We start from the raw sequence: 14,410 nt of genomic DNA, 5'->3' as shown, positions 1-14,410 counted from the left end.
CAGCTCAACGCTCGTGAACGTAGGTGCCCGGGGATGCCTCGCCAGCGGCATAGGCACGGTTGCCCAGGCGGGTTGGCGCCTTTTTCAGCTCGCCGGCACGCTCGCCCAGCCAGCTTTGCCAGTGCAGCCACCAGGAGTCGGCATGCTTGGTGGCGTTTTCCTGCCAGGCCACCGGGTCACCCGGGCGATCGGCACCGGTCATGAAGCGCGCCTTGGGGTTGCCTGGCGGGTTGAGGATGCTCTGGATGTGGCCGCTGTTGGACAGCACGAACTCTATCTTGCCGCCGAACAGGTGCGCCGAGCGGTAGCACGACTGCCACGGGGTGATGTGGTCGTTGGTGCCGGCAAGGCTGTAGATGTCGCATTTGACCTGTTTCAGGTCGATCGGGGTGCCGCACACTTCCAGGGCATCCGGGCGGGTCAGCGGGTTGCTCTTGAACATTTCGATCAGGTCGCCGTGGAAGGCGGCCGGCAGGCGCGTGGTGTCGTTGTTCCAGAACAGGATGTCGAACACCGGCGGCTCGTTGCCGAGCAGGTAGTTGTTGACCCAGTAGTTCCAGATCAGGTCGTTGGGGCGCATCCAGGCGAACACCTTGGCCATCTCGCTGCCTTCGAGCACGCCGGCCTGGTAGGAGTGGCGCTTGGCGGCCTCCAAAGTCTGCTCGTCGACGAACAGGGCGACCTGGTTGTCCATGGTGGTGTCCAGCACGCTGACCAGCAGGGTCAGGGCATTGACCTTGTTTTCGCCGAGGGCGGCATAGTGGCCGACCAATGCCGTGCAGGTGATGCCGCCGGAGCAGGCACCGAGCATGTTCAGGTCCTTGCTGCCGGTAATCGCCAGCACCGCGTCGACCGCCTCCTTGAGCGCGTCGATGTAGGTGGACAGGCCCCATTCGCGCTGGGCTTTGGTCGGGTTGCGCCAGCTGATGATGAAGGTCTGCTGCTGCGAGCGCAGGCAGTAGCGCGCCAGGCTCTTTTCCGGGCTCAGGTCGAATACGTAGAACTTGTTGATCTGCGGCGGCACCACCAGCAGCGGGCGGGCATGCACCTGCTCGGTGATGGGGCTGTACTGGATCAGTTCCAGCACATCGTTGCGGTACACCACGGCGCCTTCACTGGTGCCCAGGTTCTTGCCCACCTCGAAGGCGTCCATGTTCACCTGGCTGGGCATTCCACCGTTGTTGACCAGGTCCTTGGCCAGGTTGGACAGGCCATCGAGCAGGCTCTTGCCGCCGGTTTCGAAAAAGCGTTTGACCGCTGCCGGGTTGGACAGGGTGTTGGTCGGAGCCATGGCTTCGGTCATCAGGTTGATGACGAACTGGCCGCGGCTGATGTCCTGGGGCGACAGGTCGCTGTTGCCGATCCAGTCCTGCAGCTCCTTGCGCCAGGCCAGATAGGTTTGCAGGTAGCGGCGGTAAAGTGGGTTGTTGCTCCATGCCGGGTCATTGAAGCGGCGGTCGTCGCTTTCCGGGGCAAGGCTGGACTTGCCCAGCAGCACGTTCTTCAGCTCCAAGCCAAAGTGGGCCACATGTTTGGCGCTGTGCAGCGGTTGGCGCACGGCCTGGCGCAGCACGGTGCGTGCCGAGCTCAACAGGTCTTTGCGGCGGATACCGATGACCGGGTTCAGCCCCAGGGTGTTTTCCGAGGCCTGCCGCTGCAGCTCATCGTTGCTCTTGTTACTCATCTACGACGCTCCGTTGTCCTGAGACGAGTACCGGTTGCTGTGGCGGGTGCACAGTTCTGAGCCCGGTACTGCTACTCGGGTGACCAGTGATAAGGAACAGCGGTGCTGCGAGGGTTCTGACTACCTGCAATTTGATGCAGGGAACTTGCCACCCCCCATTGGTTACCCGACTTTCATGTAATGCGCAAGACAGCCCGTCACTGGGCTGTCTGTAAGTCATTCAAACAGATGATTTTAGAAAATGCGCTCTAAATCCTGCAGGCCTTGCGCTAGAGCATGAGTTTGACCACCGACTCGGCAGGGTCGCGGGATTTCCCGGCCTTGTGCAGTTCGTCGAGGTACTCGGCCCACAGCTGTTCCTGGCGCAGGCACAGCTGCTCGAGATATTCCCAGGTGAACAGGCCGCTGTCATGGCCGTCGTCGAAGGTCAGTTTCAGTGCGTATTGGCCGGCAGGTTCCAGGCCGCTGAGGCCGACGTTGATCTTGCCGAACTGGAGGATGGGGTTACCGTGGCCCTGGACCTCGGCGGAGGGGGAGTGCACGCGCAGGAATTCGGCGGGCAGGTGGTAGACCTCGCCGGGGGCGTAGGTGAGGCTGAGGGTTTTCGAGGCTTTGTGCAGGTTGATGGCGGTGGGCAGGCGGGCCATGGGCGGAATCTCTCGGGAGCTGATGAAGCAAGCTTCCAGCTTATGATGGAGGGATTCAAGGGCCTCTTCGCGGGCGCGCCCGCTCCCATAGGATCACCACATGCTTTGGGTCTGTGGTGATCCTGTGGGAGCGGGCGTGCCCGCGAAGCAGTCGACGCCGGTTTTACAGGATGTAACGCGACAGGTCTTCGTTCTGCGCCAGCTCACCCAGGTGGCTGTTCACATACGCCGCGTCGATCTGGATCGGCGCTTCGTCATGGGTGCTGGCCAGGTCGCCAGCGCTGAACGACACCTCTTCGAGCAAACGCTCGAGCAGGGTGTGCAGGCGGCGGGCACCGATGTTCTCGGTCTTCTCGTTGACCTGGTAGGCAATCTCGGCCAGGCGCTTGATACCGTCGGCGAGGAACTCGATGTTCAGGCCTTCGGTCTTGAGCAGGGCCTGATACTGTTCGGTCAGCGACGCGTGCGGCTCCTGCAGGATGCGCTCGAAGTCTTCCGGGGTCAGGGCCTTGAGCTCCACACGGATCGGCAGGCGGCCTTGCAGTTCGGGCACCAGGTCGCTCGGCTTGCTCAGGTGGAACGCACCCGAGGCAATGAACAGGATGTGGTCGGTCTTGACCATGCCCAGCTTGGTGTTGACGGTGCAGCCTTCGATCAGCGGCAGCAGGTCGCGCTGCACGCCTTCACGGGACACGTCGGCGCCGCCAACGTTGCCTCGCTTGGCAACCTTGTCGATTTCGTCGATGAACACGATGCCGTGCTGCTCGACAGCTTCGAGGGCCTTGGCCTTGAGTTCTTCCTCGTTGACCAGGCGGCTCGCTTCTTCATCGCGAACCATCTTCAGCGCCTCTTTAACCTTCAGCTTGCGCGCCTTGCGCTTGCCTTTGCCCATGTTGGCGAACAGGCTCTGCAGCTGGTTGGTCATTTCTTCCATGCCGGGCGGCGCGGCAATTTCGACGCCCACGGCATCGGCCACTTCGATCTCGATTTCCTTGTCGTCCAGCTGGCCTTCGCGCAGGCGCTTGCGGAACAGCTGGCGGGTGTTGGAGTCGGTGCTGGTCTGCGCGGCTTCCTCGGCGAAGCTGCTGACCCGCGCCTGCGGCAGCAGGGCGTCGAGGATGCGGTCTTCGGCGGCGTCTTCGGCGCGGTGGCGCACGCGGATGATCTCTTGCTCACGCAGCATCTTCAGCGCGGCATCGGCCAGGTCGCGGATGATCGACTCGACGTCGCGGCCCACGTAGCCCACTTCGGTGAACTTGGTGGCTTCGACCTTGAGGAACGGCGCGTTGGCCAGCTTGGCCAGGCGGCGGGCGATTTCGGTCTTGCCGACGCCGGTAGGGCCGATCATCAGGATGTTCTTCGGGGTCACTTCGGCGCGCAGCTCGGCGGGGAGCTGCATGCGCCGCCAGCGGTTGCGCAGGGCGATGGCCACGGCGCGCTTGGCGTCGTCCTGGCCGATGATGTGGCGGTTGAGTTCGTGGACGATCTCGCGGGGGGTCATGGACATGATGAAAATGGTCCTCGGGCGGAATGAATCAGCGTGGAAAAACCCCATCACCGGGATGAGGCGCCAGAACAGCTGATCAGTCGGCCAGGTCCTGCTCCTCGATGGTCAGGTTGTGGTTGGTGAACACGCAGATGTCGCCGGCGATGTTCAGGGCGGTCTCGGCGATTTCACGGGCCGAGAGGTCGGTCTTGTTCAGCAGGGCGCGGGCTGCGGCCTGGGCGTAGGCGCCGCCGGAACCCATGGCGATCAGGCCGTCTTCGGGTTCGACCACGTCGCCGTTGCCGGTGATGATCAGGGAGGCGTCCTTGTTGGCCACGGCCAGCATGGCCTCCAGGCGGCTCAGGGAACGATCGGTACGCCATTCCTTGGCCAGCTCCACGGCAGCGCGGACCAGGTGGCCCTGATGTTTCTCGAGCTGGCCTTCAAAGCGCTCGAACAGGGTGAACGCATCGGCGGTGGCGCCGGCGAAGCCCGCGATGACCTGGCCGTGGTACAGGCGGCGCACCTTCTTGGCGTTGCCTTTCATCACGGTGTTGCCGAGGGATACCTGGCCGTCGCCGCCCATGACGACTTTGCCGTTACGGCGGACAGAAACGATGGTGGTCAAGGGGAGAGTCTCCACGCAGCGGGGCGAAAGTGCCTGATGCAGACTCATATGGGGGTGGGGGGAAGGATTTCAACCGTGGGGGATGAATGGTCGGCTCGGTCTCTTAACCGTACTCGGTCGATGTAGGAGCGGCCTTGTGTCGCGAAAGGGCTGCAAGGCAGCCCCAGGATCTCGGCATCATGCAAGATTAGCTGGGGCCGCTTTGCGGCCCGATCGCGACACAAGACCGCTCCTACACAAAGCGAGTGTGCGCTTTGTCAGGCCTCGTGGCAGACATGCCCATCGACCAAGGTATAACGCACCGCACCCGGCAGGCAGTGGCCGATGAACGGGCAGTTCTCGCCGCGCGAGAACCACTGCTCGCCGGCCACGGTCGAGGCTTGCGGGTCGAACAGCACCAGGTCGGCCGCGCCACCCACTTTCAGCTCGCCGGCCGGCAGGCGCAGGGCCGCCGCCGGGCCGCTGCTCAGGCGGGCCAGCAAGGTTGGCAGGTCGAGCAGGCCGTCCTGCACCAGGGTCATGGCCAGCGGCAGCAGCAGCTCGACGCTGCTGATGCCCGGCTCGGTGGCGCCGAACGGGGCCAGCTTGGCGTCGCGCTCGTGCGGCTGGTGGTGGCTGGAAATCGCCTGGATCACCCCCGACTTCACCGCCTCGCGCAGGCCGTCTCGGTCAGCGGCGGTGCGCAGCGGCGGCTGCACGTGGTACAGGCTGGAGAACTCGCGCAGCGATTCGTCGGTGAGAATCAGCTGGTACAGCGCCACATCGGCGGTCACCGGCAGGCCCAGGGCCTGGGCTTGGGCGATCAGGCGCGCGCCGCGGGCGCTGGTGATCTGGGTGAAGTGCGCACGCACGCCGGTCTGTTCCACCAGCAGCAGGTTGCGCGCCAGGGCCACGGTCTCGGCGGTTTCCGGAATGCCCGGCAGGCCGAGGAAGCTGGCCATGGCGCCTTCGTGGGCCAGGCCGCCCTGGGCCAGGTCGCGGTCCTGGGAGTGGAACACCACGGTCAGGTCGAAGGTGGCGGCGTATTCCAGGGCGCGGGCCAGGGTACGGTTGTTGGGGATCTCCTTCAGGCCATTGCCGAAGGCCACGCAGCCGGTGTCGCGCAGGGCCACCAGCTCGGCCAGTTGCTCGCCTTCCAGGCCCTTGGTCAGGGCGCCGATCGGGTAGACCTTGCTGTTGGCAGCCTCGCGGGCGCGGTCAAGGATAAGCTCGGCCACGGCCGAGGTGTCCAGCACCGGCTTGGTCTGCGGCGGGCAGCACAGGCTGGTGACACCGCCGGCGACGGCGGCGCGGGTTTCACTGGCGATGTTGCCTTTGCGGCTGTAGCCCGGCTCGCGCAGGGACACGCCGAGGTCGACCAGGCCGGGGGCGGCGACCAGGCCATCAGCCTGGATCGTGCGGCTGGCGCTGAAGCCGGCCGGGGCGGCACCGATGGCGGCAATGCGGCCGCCGTCCAGGTGCAGGTCGGTGACCTGGTCCAGGCCGCTGTTGGGGTCGATGACCCGGGCGCCGAGAATACTGATGGTCACTGGGCGTTCTCCTGGTCGAATTGACGTTGCGCGTTCTGCCCGCTCATGGCCATGGACAGCACGGCCATGCGCACGGCGATGCCGTAGGTGACCTGGTTGAGGATCACCGAGTGCTTGCCGTCGGCCACCGCCGACTCGATTTCCACGCCGCGGTTGATCGGGCCCGGGTGCATGACGATGGCGTCGGGCTTGGCCCCGGCCAGGCGCGCGGTGGTCAGGCCGAACAGGCGGTAGAACTCGCCTTCGCTGGGCAGCAGGCCACCGGCCATGCGCTCACGCTGCAGGCGCAGCATGATCACCACGTCGACGTCCTTCAGGCCTTCGGCGAGGTCGGTGTACACCTTCACGCCGTACTGCTCGATACCGATCGGGATCAGGGTTTTCGGGCCGATCACGCGGATGTCCGGGCAGCCCAGCGCTTTCAGCGCCAGCATGTCGGAGCGGGCCACGCGCGAGTGCAGGATGTCGCCGACGATGGCCACCGACAGGTTCTCGAAGCTGCCCTTGTGGCGGCGGATGGTGAGCATGTCGAGCATGCCCTGGGTCGGGTGCGCATGGCGGCCGTCACCGCCGTTGATCACGGCAACTTCCGGGCACACGTGCTCGGCGATGAAGTGCGCGGCCCCGGAATCGGAGTGGCGCACCACGAACATGTCGGCGGCCATGGCTTCGAGGTTGCGCAGGGTGTCGAACAGGGTCTCGCCCTTGCTGGTCGAGGAGGTCGACACGTTCAGGCTGATCACGTCGGCCGACAGGCGCTGGGCCGCCAGTTCGAAGGTGGTACGGGTACGGGTGGAGTTCTCGAAGAACACGTTGCACACGGTCTTGCCGCGCAGCAACGGGACTTTCTTCACGGCCCGGGCACCGACTTCCAGGAAGGAGTCGGCGGTGTCGAGGATCTCGGTGAGCAGTTCGCGGGGCAAACCGTCGAGCGAGAGGAAGTGGCGCAGCTGGCCCTGATCATTGAGCTGCAGCGGGCGCTTGGCGTCGATTGGCGTCATCGCGGGGGACTCTTAAAGGGCGGAAGCGGAGGCGAGGTCCTGGCGCTCGAGAGCGAGCGGTGCGGGTCCGGTCAATTTTACCCGTTCATGGGCGGCCAGCGACAGGGTGGCGCCGAGTACATTCGGGCGGATTGGCAGTTCGCCGGCATCCAGGTCCAGCAGGCAGACCAGGGTGACGCTGGCCGGGCGGCCATAATCGAACAGTTCGTTGAGCGCGGCGCGCACCGTGCGGCCGCTCATCAGCACGTCATCCACCAGCACCAGGTGCTGGCCCTCGACCTCGAACGGCAGCTCGGACGGGCGCACTTGCGGGTGCAGGCCGTTCTGGCTGAAGTCGTCGCGATAGAACGACACGTCCAGAGTGCCCATGGGGCTGGTGTCGCCCATGGCTTCCTGCAGGGCCTGGGCAACCCAGACGCCGCCGGTGCGGATGCCGATGTAGCGTGGTTCGGTAATTGCCCGGCGGGCCAGGTGGGCGCGAAGGTCGACGGCCATCTGCCGAATCAGTTCGGCTGGATCGGGTAGGCTCATTGCAGGCTCCTCGGAAGGGTGCGCCGGGCGGGCCCGGCGGCAAAGATGATCAGGTATTGGCCTCCAGCCAGCCTTGCAGCAACAGGGCGGCGGCGATGGCATCGACCGGGTTGTCGCGGTAGCTGCCGCGCTGGCCGCCACGGGCCATGCGCTCGCCCTTGGCCTCGAAGGTGGTCAGGCGTTCGTCGTGGGTGTGCACGGGCAGGTTGAAGCGGCCGTTCAGGCGGCGGGCGAACTTTTCTGCGCGGGCGCTCATTTCGCTGGGGGTGCCGTCCATGTTCAGCGGCAGGCCGACGACGATGGCGTCGGGCTTCCATTCGGCAATCAGCTTTTCCACCTGGGCCCAGTCCGGCACGCCGTTCTGTGCCTTCAGGGTGCAAAGCTCGCGGGCCTGGCCGGTGACCACCTGGCCGACGGCCACGCCGATCTGTTTGCTGCCGTAGTCGAAGCCCAGCAGCAGACGCAGTTCAGGGTGCAGTTCGGCCATCAGGCGTGGCCCGCCTGGCTGGTCAGCAGGTTCAGGTTGATCCCCAGGCTGGCCGCGGCGGCCTCCAGGCGCAGGTCGCTGGTCAGGCCGAAGATGATTTCCGGGTCGAACGGGCAGTTGAGCCAGGCGTTGTCGGCAAGCTCCGCTTCCAGTTGGCCCGCTTCCCAGCCGGCATAGCCCAGGGTGATCAGGCTCTGTTTCGGGCCTACCCCGGCGGCGATGGCAAGCAATATATCCTGCGAGGTGGTCAGCGACAGCCCCTCCAGCGCCACGGTGGCCTGGAAACTGCATTCGCTGCTGTGCAGCACGAAGCCACGGTCGGTCTGTACCGGGCCACCTTGGTAGATCGGCACCTGCAAGGTGCTGGCCGGTGGCATTTCGTCTGGGCGCAGCTGCTCGAGGATGTCGGCCAGGTTCAGCTCCTGCGGCCGGTTGACCACCAGGCCCATGGCGCCATGGGCGTTGTGCTCGACGATGTACGTGAGGGTCTGGGCGAAGTTCGGATCGGCCATGTGCGGCATGGCGATCAGGAACTGATGCTTGAGGTAGCTCGGCGTGAGGGTTTTCATGGGGGATAGTGTGGCGCCAGGTGGCGAGGCTGACAAGGTGCGTAACGAGGCTTGCGCGTTCCCTGTGGGAGCGGGTTTACCCGCGAATGCGCCAGATCAGGCAATGATGTCGCTTAGTCGGACGCTTTCGCGGGTAAACCCGCTCCCACAGGGACCGCGTAATGCCGCAGGTCAGTTACTGGACAAACGGTCCCCACGGGCAAAGCGCCAGGTGCGGATGATCTCCAGCCGGTCAAACTCGGCCAGGTCCCCGGTAAACGGCGCAAACGGCGCCGCCAGCCGCACGATGCGCTGCGCCGCCTGGTCCAGCACCGGTTGCCCGGACGACTCCAGCACCAGCACCTCGTACAGCGAGCCATCGCGGTTGATCGACACCATCATGCGCAGGTTGCCGTAGATCTGTTGCCGGCGCGCTTCGTCGGGGTAGTTCAGGTTGCCCACCCGCTCGACCTTCTTGCGCCACTCTTCCTTGTACCAGGCCCCCTTGTCGCGCATGGTCGAGGCGGCATTGAGCCGATGGATGCGCGGGCGCTTGGCGTACATCTGCTGTTCGTTGGACAGCTCCGCCTCCAGGCTGGCGATCTGGCTGGACAACTGCGAGCTGTCGAAGTCCGGTGCCGGGGCTGCCGGCTTGGGCTGCGGCTTGCTTTCCCTGGGCTTGGGCTCGACCTTCTGTGGCTTGGGCGCCGTGGTCACTACCGCCGACTTCTGCGGTACAGGGGGCGGTACCACCTCGGGCTTCGCGGCGGGTGGCGGGGTGATCTTGTTGATCTTGCTGTCCTGGAACGGGGCCAGTTCGGTGGTCTTGGGCACCGCTTTCTTGTCCAGGGTGCCGCTGCCCTGCTGGTTGTCCTGGGCCTGGAAATCGGCCTTCTCCGGCGGTTTCTCGCTCTTGAAGGTGGCCAGGGTGATGTCCATGGTGTGGCGGATTTCGGCAGGCTTGACCACGCTGAAGCCGACGCCGAGGATCAGCGCCAGGTGCACCAGGGCAGCCAGGAACAGGGTAAAGCCGAGCCGGTCCACCGGGCGAACACGGGGGGGCAGCAGGTCGGCGGGGATGTCAGCGGGCAGCGTCATCAGGTTTCCAGCAACCGCAGGGCGGGGTAGCAGGCCAGGCCAAAAGGACCCGCATCATACCCCACTCTGGGTTGTTGCCGTGCGTCGGCGGTCAGCGTGCCTTCAGCTGGCGATCAATGGCATCCATCAATTGCCCGCCGATATCGGTGTTGTAGGCGGCATCGATCTCGCGGATGCAGGTGGGGCTGGTGACGTTGATTTCGGTGAGGTAGTCGCCGATCACGTCCAGGCCCACGAACATCAGGCCCTTCTCGCGCAGGGTCGGGCCGACCTGGGCGGCGATCCAGCGGTCGCGGTCGGTCAGCGGGCGTGCTTCGCCACGGCCACCGGCGGCCAGGTTGCCACGGGTTTCGCCGCTGGCCGGGATACGCGCCAGGCAGTAGTCCACCGGCTCGCCGTCGATCATCAGGATGCGCTTGTCGCCGTCGACGATCTGCGGCAGGTATTCCTGCGCCATGATCTGCTGGTTGCCGTGCTGGGTCAGGGTTTCCAGGATCACCGACAGGTTCGGGTCGTCCTTGCGGTGGCGGAACACCGAGGCGCCGCCCATGCCGTCCAGCGGCTTGAGGATCACGTCACCACGGCTGTTGGCGAACTCGCGCAGGATGTCGACACGGCGGCTGACCAGGGTCGGCGCCATGCACTGCGGGAACTGGGTGGCGAACAGTTTTTCGTTGCAGTCGCGCAGGCTCTGCGGGCGGTTGACCACCAGCACGCCTTCGCGCTCGGCCTGCTCCAGCAGGTAGGTGCTGTAGACGAACTCCATGTCGAAGGGCGGGTCCTTGCGCATCAGGATCACGTCCAGCTCGGCCAGCGCGCTGTCCTGCTCCTCGCCCAGCTCGAACCAGCGGGCCGGGTCGGCGAACACTTTCAGCGGGCGCATCTGCGCACGCGCCTGGCCGGCGCCCAGGTACATATCGCGCTGTTCCATGTAGAACAGGCTCCAGCCGCGTGCCTGGGCGGCCAGCAGCATGGCCAGCGAGCTGTCCTTCTTGTAGGAGATGGACGCGATGGGGTCCATGACAATGCCGAGGCGAACGCTCATGGGGTGGTTCCTCTTGGCGGCGCGTGGCCGCGATGGATCGAAAGAAAAGTGGCTCAGGGTGGCGCCGTGAACGCCGCCGGTCAAGGGGCGCCGCAGATGGAACGGCCACCCGGAGTGTGCTAAAAATGCCAGTCATAGTGCTGAATGACAGGCCCATGGGGGCTGCTGCGCAGCCCTTTCCGACCGGTCCGGCGCCCCGGCAAGGCCGCTCCCACAACGGCCCCAGGATTTCGGCAAATGGTAGCCCAACAGATGGAACAACCCCTGAAGGTGATGGTGATCGACGATTCGCGCACGATCCGCCGCACCGCGCAGATGTTGCTCGGTGAAGCGGGCTGCGAGGTGATCACCGCCAGCGATGGCTTCGATGCCCTGGCCAAGATCGTCGACCACCAGCCCAGCATCATCTTCGTCGATGTGTTGATGCCGCGCCTGGACGGCTACCAGACCTGCGCGGTGATCAAGCACAACAGTGCCTTCAAGGACACCCCGGTCATTCTGCTGTCGTCACGTGACGGCCTGTTCGACAAGGCCCGCGGCCGGGTGGTCGGCTCCGACCAGTTCCTGACCAAACCGTTCAGCAAGGAAGAACTGCTCGACGCGATCCGCGCCCACGTGCCCGGTTTTGCCGCAGCCCAACAACACGCACCCTGACCGCGCCCCGCCATGGCACGGTCTTTCTTTCCTGATGGGGAACCAGCATGGCCCGAGTTCTGATTGTCGACGACTCGCCGACAGAGATGTACCGATTGACCGAATGGCTGGAAAAGCACGGCTACCAGGTGCTCAAGGCCAACAACGGTGCCGATGGCGTGGCCCTGGCCCGGCAGGACAAGCCCGACGCGGTGCTGATGGACATCGTCATGCCCGGCATGAACGGCTTCCAGGCCACCCGCCAGCTCAGCAAGGACCCGGAAACCAGCGCCATCCCGGTGATCGTGGTCACCACCAAGGACCAGGAAACCGACCGTATCTGGGCCACGCGCCAGGGCGCTCGTGACTTCCTGACCAAACCGGTGGAAGAGGACGCGCTGATCGCCAAGCTCAAAGAAGTGCTGGGGGCTTGACCACCCGCCCGCAGGGCGCGTCGCTGACCGCCTTCGAGTTGTTGCTGGACATCGACCGGCGCTGCCGCCTGCTGGTCGCCGACCAGCCGCCGCAGGACAACCGACTGCAACAGTGGAGCGGCATCGGCTTTCGCATTGCCGGGCAATGGTTCGTCGCGCCCATGGGCGAGGTGGCCGAGGTGCTGCGCGAGCCGCGCAGCAGCCGCGTCCCCGGCGTGCAGCCGTGGGTGTGCGGGGTAGCCAACCTGCGCGGCCGGCTGTTGCCGGTGATGGACCTGAGCAGCTTCTTCGGCCTGGGTCACGCCGCCCCGGGCAAGCAGCGGCGGGTGCTGGTGCTGGACCACGAGGACCTGTTCGTCGGCCTGCTGGTGGACGAGGTGCTGGGCCTGCAGCACTTTGCCCTGGACAGCCTGCAACTGTCGCCACCACAGCCGCTGATTCGCGCCGCTGCACGTTTCGTGCAGGGGCACTTCCCGCGTGAACGCAACTGGGCGATCTTCAGCCCCTTCGCCCTGGCCCAGGCGCCGGGCTTTCTCGATGTGGCGTTATAGGACCTGCGAACGTGAACAAGCCTGCCACCCCCGTCACCACCGTGACCCCACGTACCCGCAGCATCGCGCAGATCACCGTGCTGTTCCTGATCCTGATCCTGTCGATCATCCTGCTGTTCGCCAACTTTGCCTACCTGAACACCCAGTCCAACTACGACAAGCAGTACATCGGCCACGCCGGCGAACTGCGGGTGCTGTCGCAGCGCATCGCCAAGAACGCCACCGAAGCCGCCACCGGCAAGGCCCTGGCCTTCAAGCTGCTGTCGGACGCGCGCAACGATTTCGAACGGCGCTGGGGCTACCTGCGTGAAGGTGACAAGTCCACCGGCCTGCCACCCGCGCCGCCCATGGTGCGTGACGAGATGGAAGCGGTACGCCGCGACTGGGAAAACCTGCGCAAGAACACCGATACCATCCTGGCCAGCGAGCAGACCGTGCTGTCGCTGCACCAGGTGGCGGCGACCCTGGCCGAGACCGTGCCGCAATTGCAGGTGGAATACGAGAAAGTGGTCGAGATCCTGCTGCAGAGCGGCGCCCCGGCCAGCCAGGTGGCGGTGGCCCAGCGCCAGTTGCTGCTGGCCGAACGCATCCTCGGCTCGGTCAACACTGTGCTGGCCGGTGACGACACCGCGGCCCAGGCGGCGGATGCCTTTGGCCGTGATGCCGGGCGCTTCGGCCAAGTGCTGGAAGGCATGCTCAGTGGCAGCGCGGCGATCCAGGTGACCCGTGTCGAGGACGCCGACGCCCGTGCGCGCCTGGCTGAAATTGCCGAGCTGTTCCAGTTCGTTGCCGGCTCGGTGGATGAAATCCTCGAAACCTCACCAGAACTGTTCCGCGTACGCGAGGCTGCCGGCAACATCTTCAGCCTGTCGCAAACCCTGCTCGACGAGGCCTCGCACCTGGCCAACGGTTTCGAGAACCTGGCCGGCGGGCGCACCCTCGACACTGTCGGCGGCTATGTCCTGGGCCTGCTGGCGCTGGCTTCGATCATCCTCATCGGCCTGGTCATGGTGCGCACCACCAACCGACAGCTGCGCGAGACGGCGGAAAAGAACGAACGCAACCAGCAGGCGATCATGCGCCTGCTCGACGAAATCGAAGAGCTGGCTGACGGCGACCTGACCGTGACCGTATCGGTGACCGAAGACTTCACCGGCGCCATTGCCGATTCGATCAACTATTCCGTGGACCAATTGCGCGACCTGGTCGCCACCATCAACCACAGCGCCGTGCAGGTCGCTGCCGCCGTGCAGGACACACAGAACACCGCACGCCAGCTGGCCAAGGCCTCTGAACACCAGGCCGAGCAGATCAGCGAGGCATCCGAGGCGGTCGGCGACATGGTCGAGTCGATCGACCGGGTTTCGGCACATGCCTACGAGTCGGCCAAGGTTGCCGAGCGCTCGGTGGCGATCGCCAACAAGGGCAACGAGGTGGTGCACAACACCATCAACGGCATGGACAACATTCGCGAGCAGATCCAGGACACCGCCAAACGGATCAAGCGCCTCGGTGAGTCTTCCCAGGAAATTGGCGACATCGTCAGCCTGATCGACGACATTGCCGACCAGACCAACATCCTCGCCCTCAACGCGGCGATTCAGGCCTCGCTGGCCGGCGAGGCCGGCCGTGGGTTCGCCGTGGTCGCCGACGAAGTGCAGCGCCTGGCCGAGCGCTCGTCGTCGGCCACCCGGCAGATCGAAGCGCTGGTGCGCACCATCCAGGCCGACACCAACGAGGCGGTCATCTCCATGGAGCAGACCACCGCCGAAGTGGTGCGCGGTGCCCGCCTGGCCCAGGATGCCGGGGTGGCGCTGGCCGAGATCGAAGGCGTATCGCAGAACCTCGCCGACCTTATCCACAGCATCTCCGATGCCGCCCAGCTGCAGACTTCGTCTGCCGGGCAGATCTCCCACACCATGGCAGTCATCCAGCAGATTACCGCGCAGACCTCCGCCGGCTCCGGCGCCACCGCCGACAGCATCCGCCACCTGGCACGCATGGCCAGCGAGATGCGCCGTTCGGTGTCCGGGTTCACCCTGCCGCCACCAGCAGAGCCCAAGTGAATAGCCCTACTGATGAGCTCTACTGAAAAGCCGCGCCGAGGA

At 65.4% G+C, this 14,410-nt stretch carries 15 protein-coding genes; 4 read left to right on the top strand and 11 right to left on the bottom strand.

Features of this window, described 5'->3' with window-relative positions; genetic code table 11:
• Nucleotides 1–4: 4 nt before the first annotated feature.
• From phaC to gshB, 11 genes are all read right to left on the bottom strand, one after another.
• A complete protein-coding gene (gene phaC, locus CAG46_RS01045) occupies nucleotides 5–1,684 on the bottom strand; it encodes a class II poly(R)-hydroxyalkanoic acid synthase (RefSeq protein ID WP_085614661.1) in 1,680 nt (559 codons plus the stop codon).
• Nucleotides 1,685–1,953: 269 nt separating this feature from the next.
• A complete protein-coding gene (locus CAG46_RS01040; RefSeq protein ID WP_003249306.1) occupies nucleotides 1,954–2,331 on the bottom strand; it encodes a gamma-butyrobetaine hydroxylase-like domain-containing protein in 378 nt (125 codons plus the stop codon).
• A 163-nt stretch (nucleotides 2,332–2,494) separates the two neighbouring features.
• A complete protein-coding gene (gene hslU / locus CAG46_RS01035; protein WP_015272084.1) occupies nucleotides 2,495–3,838 on the bottom strand; it encodes an ATP-dependent protease ATPase subunit HslU in 1,344 nt (447 codons plus the stop codon).
• A gap of 76 nt (nucleotides 3,839–3,914) precedes the next feature.
• A complete protein-coding gene (gene hslV, locus CAG46_RS01030) occupies nucleotides 3,915–4,445 on the bottom strand; it encodes an ATP-dependent protease subunit HslV (protein ID WP_003249309.1) in 531 nt (176 codons plus the stop codon).
• A gap of 257 nt (nucleotides 4,446–4,702) precedes the next feature.
• Nucleotides 4,703–5,974 carry a dihydroorotase gene (locus CAG46_RS01025; RefSeq protein ID WP_075046592.1) on the bottom strand — a complete coding sequence of 424 codons (1,272 nt, stop codon included), beginning with the start codon at nucleotides 5,972–5,974 and terminating at the stop codon, nucleotides 4,703–4,705.
• On the bottom strand, nucleotides 5,971–6,975 hold the full coding sequence (locus CAG46_RS01020) for an aspartate carbamoyltransferase catalytic subunit (protein WP_003257774.1): 1,005 nt from the start codon (nucleotides 6,973–6,975) through the stop codon (nucleotides 5,971–5,973). Before CAG46_RS01020 ends, CAG46_RS01025 begins: the two co-directional genes overlap by 4 nt.
• A gap of 12 nt (nucleotides 6,976–6,987) precedes the next feature.
• Nucleotides 6,988–7,506, bottom strand: coding sequence for a bifunctional pyr operon transcriptional regulator/uracil phosphoribosyltransferase PyrR (gene pyrR, locus CAG46_RS01015; protein ID WP_025340908.1), 519 nt, complete (start codon nucleotides 7,504–7,506; stop codon nucleotides 6,988–6,990).
• Between the two features lie 49 nt (nucleotides 7,507–7,555).
• The gene (ruvX, locus tag CAG46_RS01010; RefSeq protein ID WP_013974530.1) at nucleotides 7,556–7,993 is read right to left on the bottom strand and encodes a Holliday junction resolvase RuvX; all 438 of its coding nucleotides are present in this window, start codon (nucleotides 7,991–7,993) and stop codon (nucleotides 7,556–7,558) included.
• Nucleotides 7,993–8,562 (bottom strand): YqgE/AlgH family protein, encoded by a 570-nt coding sequence (locus CAG46_RS01005; protein ID WP_015272081.1) that lies wholly within the window; start codon nucleotides 8,560–8,562, stop codon nucleotides 7,993–7,995. The genes ruvX and CAG46_RS01005 overlap by 1 nt, the downstream gene beginning before the upstream one ends.
• A gap of 171 nt (nucleotides 8,563–8,733) precedes the next feature.
• A complete protein-coding gene (locus CAG46_RS01000; RefSeq protein ID WP_013974528.1) occupies nucleotides 8,734–9,639 on the bottom strand; it encodes an energy transducer TonB in 906 nt (301 codons plus the stop codon).
• A gap of 91 nt (nucleotides 9,640–9,730) precedes the next feature.
• Nucleotides 9,731–10,684 (bottom strand): glutathione synthase, encoded by a 954-nt coding sequence (gene gshB, locus CAG46_RS00995; protein WP_085587811.1) that lies wholly within the window; start codon nucleotides 10,682–10,684, stop codon nucleotides 9,731–9,733.
• Nucleotides 10,685–10,936: 252 nt separating this feature from the next.
• Here gshB and CAG46_RS00990 point away from each other — a divergent pair, with 252 nt between their 5' ends.
• Genes CAG46_RS00990 through CAG46_RS00975 form a run of 4 tightly spaced genes read left to right on the top strand, consistent with a single transcriptional unit; the run spans nucleotide 10,937 to nucleotide 14,368 of the window.
• On the top strand, nucleotides 10,937–11,338 hold the full coding sequence (locus tag CAG46_RS00990; RefSeq protein WP_003257770.1) for a PleD family two-component system response regulator: 402 nt from the start codon (nucleotides 10,937–10,939) through the stop codon (nucleotides 11,336–11,338).
• A gap of 47 nt (nucleotides 11,339–11,385) precedes the next feature.
• Nucleotides 11,386–11,751: a twitching motility response regulator PilH gene (pilH, locus tag CAG46_RS00985; RefSeq protein ID WP_025340906.1), complete on the top strand. Its 366-nt coding sequence runs from the start codon at nucleotides 11,386–11,388 to the stop codon at nucleotides 11,749–11,751.
• A complete protein-coding gene (locus tag CAG46_RS00980; protein WP_025340905.1) occupies nucleotides 11,748–12,302 on the top strand; it encodes a chemotaxis protein CheW in 555 nt (184 codons plus the stop codon). Before pilH ends, CAG46_RS00980 begins: the two co-directional genes overlap by 4 nt.
• A gap of 11 nt (nucleotides 12,303–12,313) precedes the next feature.
• A complete protein-coding gene (locus CAG46_RS00975) occupies nucleotides 12,314–14,368 on the top strand; it encodes a methyl-accepting chemotaxis protein (protein WP_025340904.1) in 2,055 nt (684 codons plus the stop codon).
• The last annotated feature ends 42 nt before the right edge of the window (nucleotides 14,369–14,410 follow it).

The organism is Pseudomonas sp. B23(2017) (genome assembly GCF_002113725.1).
GTDB classification, from domain to species: domain Bacteria; phylum Pseudomonadota; class Gammaproteobacteria; order Pseudomonadales; family Pseudomonadaceae; genus Aquipseudomonas; species Aquipseudomonas putida_Z.
This window is presented reverse-complemented; position numbering and strand designations above follow the sequence as displayed.

Excerpts from the sequence above, each read along its gene's own strand:
- pilH (WP_025340906.1), top strand. The coding sequence starts at position 11,386 with ATGGCCCGAGTTCTGATTGTCGACGACTCGCCGACAGAGATGTACCGA.
- CAG46_RS01000 (WP_013974528.1), bottom strand. The coding sequence starts at position 9,639 with ATGACGCTGCCCGCTGACATCCCCGCCGACCTGCTGCCCCCCCGTGTT.
- ruvX (WP_013974530.1), bottom strand. The coding sequence starts at position 7,993 with ATGGCCGAACTGCACCCTGAACTGCGTCTGCTGCTGGGCTTCGACTAC.
- CAG46_RS01040 (WP_003249306.1), bottom strand. The coding sequence starts at position 2,331 with ATGGCCCGCCTGCCCACCGCCATCAACCTGCACAAAGCCTCGAAAACC.
- pyrR (WP_025340908.1), bottom strand. The coding sequence starts at position 7,506 with ATGAGCCTACCCGATCCAGCCGAACTGATTCGGCAGATGGCCGTCGAC.
- gshB (WP_085587811.1), bottom strand. The coding sequence starts at position 10,684 with ATGAGCGTTCGCCTCGGCATTGTCATGGACCCCATCGCGTCCATCTCC.
- CAG46_RS01005 (WP_015272081.1), bottom strand. The coding sequence starts at position 8,562 with ATGAAAACCCTCACGCCGAGCTACCTCAAGCATCAGTTCCTGATCGCC.
- CAG46_RS01020 (WP_003257774.1), bottom strand. The coding sequence starts at position 6,975 with ATGACGCCAATCGACGCCAAGCGCCCGCTGCAGCTCAATGATCAGGGC.
- CAG46_RS00990 (WP_003257770.1), top strand. The coding sequence starts at position 10,937 with ATGGAACAACCCCTGAAGGTGATGGTGATCGACGATTCGCGCACGATC.
- phaC (WP_085614661.1), bottom strand. The coding sequence starts at position 1,684 with ATGAGTAACAAGAGCAACGATGAGCTGCAGCGGCAGGCCTCGGAAAAC.
- hslU (WP_015272084.1), bottom strand. The coding sequence starts at position 3,838 with ATGTCCATGACCCCCCGCGAGATCGTCCACGAACTCAACCGCCACATC.